A 1,951-nucleotide genomic window follows, 5' to 3' on the forward strand; every position below is an offset into this window, starting at 1 on the left:
GCGGCGGCCGTGGCGAGGCCGAGGGTCGCGGCCGTGAGCCCGAGCTCGCGCAGGGCGAGCGGCGCCAGGACCGCGCCGGTCACGGCGGCGCAGGCGAACCAGACGTGGGTCGACAGCGCCATCGGGCGCAGGGTCGGGTGCCGGTAGACCCAGCGCAGGCCTTCGACGACGTCGTCGCGCACGCCGCGCAGCGCGGCGCGGGCGCTGCCGCCCGGGCCACGGTCGGCGCGCGGCTCGGCCAGTCGGACCGTGGCCACGAGCGCGGCGGAGGTCAGGTAGCTCACCGCGTCCACCAGGACGGCGAGCGGGGCGCCCAGGAGGGAGACGACCGCCCCGGCGAGCGCCGGTCCGCTGCCCTGCGCGACCGCGTCGGCCTGGCCCAGACGCGCGTGCGCCGCGCCGAGCAGCGGGCGCGGCACGAGCCGGGGCAGGAACGACTGCGAGGCCGCGTCCCCGACCAGCGTCGCGGTCCCGAAGGCCGCGAGCGCCGCCATGACCGCGCCGACGCTCAGGTGTCCGGTCGCGGCCAGCAGCGGGATCACGGCCAGCGCGAGGGCGGCCGCCACGTCGGTGAGCACCATGAGGGGGCGCCGCCGGACCCGGTCGACCAGGACGCCCACGAGCAGGCCGACGAGCAGGTAGGGCAGCCAGCGGGCCGCGTTGACCAGGCCCACGTCGACCGCGTCGCCGTCGAGGACCTCCACGACGAGCACCTGCACCGCCAGCACGGTGACGTAGCTGCCGAACGCCGACGCGGTCGCGGCCGTCCACAGCCGGCCGAACCCCGTGGCCGAGCGCAGGCTCGCGGCGCCGGCCGGGGTGCTCACGCCTCGAGGCTGTGCTCGGGCGCGACCGGCGCGTCCTCGGGGTCGCGGGGCGCACGCCCGGCGCCGACCTGCAGCAGCCAGCCGGCGCAGATGCTGATGAGCAGCGGCACCGCGAGCGAGACGCCGATCGCGGGGATCACGATCCCCGAGTCGTTCACGGCGAAGCCGATGCCGAGCGTCACGCCGAGCGCGATGAGGCCGGGCCGCAGCATGGGCGCCTCGGTGCCGAGCGTCGAGAGCGGCTCGCCCGCGGTGAGCCAGGCGAAGACGCCGCCGTCGGGTGCCGTCGCGGCGCCGCGCAGGGGGCGCACGAGCACGAGCACGACGAGCGCGATGCCGGCCAGGGCGAGCACCGTGAGCCACGTCCCGCCCAGGTTGGCGAGGTTCTGCGCCAGCTTGCGCGCCACGACGCCGCCGAGGCCGCCGTCGAGCACCGTGTCGACGAAGCGGCCCAGGTGCGTCCGGTCGTCGGCCGGGCGCAGCCAGTCGACGACGGCGAAGCCGGTGACGACGAGCACGCCCGCGCCGAGCACGCCGACGAGCCGCCACCAGGACAGCCGCACGCCCGCCGCGAGCAGGGCGAGCACCGCGAACCCCGGGACGAGCGCGGGCGGGCCGCCGAAGTCGCTGCCGAGCCCCGGCATGCCGTCGAGCACCGTCGCGGTGATCCCGATGACGGCGACCACGAGGGCGGCCAGGCGGCGCCGGCCCGCGCGCACGAGGGGATCGGCCAGGACCACCGCGGAGAGCAGCGTCGCGGCGGCGAAGAGCGAGAACGCCGTGTTGTTGAAGCCGTAGAACCGCCCCGCGACGACCGGCTGCACGCCCATGGGCGCGGACACCTGCAGGGGCGCCCCGAAGACGACGTCGACCGCGATGACCAGCGCGGTCGCGCCGGCGACCACGCCGGCCGGGGCGAGGATCGGGCGGCGCCAGCGGGGGAGCAGCGCGAGCGCGCTCACCACCGCGATCCACGCCGCGATGACACCCGTGAGCGCCCAGCCCGACGAGGGGGCGCGCCACCACGGCACGAGGTTGGCCAGGATGCTCGCGACGGGCAGGGACCCCACCGCGATGCCCGCCATGCGCAGCCCCTGCAGCACCACGCGCGGCCGCGCGCCGAC

General features: G+C 77.7%; 1 protein-coding gene and 1 pseudogene. Both read right to left on the bottom strand.

The genetic code is table 11. The features are described 5' to 3' along the window. Nucleotides 1-827 (bottom strand): MFS transporter (locus IDM29_RS16505; RefSeq protein WP_188037818.1); only part of this gene is annotated, 827 nt, incomplete at its 3' end. Next, nucleotides 824-1,951: pseudogene (locus tag IDM29_RS16510) on the bottom strand (hypothetical protein); the annotation flags it as partial. The gene IDM29_RS16505 and the pseudogene IDM29_RS16510, both read right to left, overlap by 4 nt.

Source organism: Actinotalea sp. JY-7885, from assembly GCF_014525465.1.
GTDB lineage: Bacteria > Actinomycetota > Actinomycetes > Actinomycetales > Cellulomonadaceae > Actinotalea.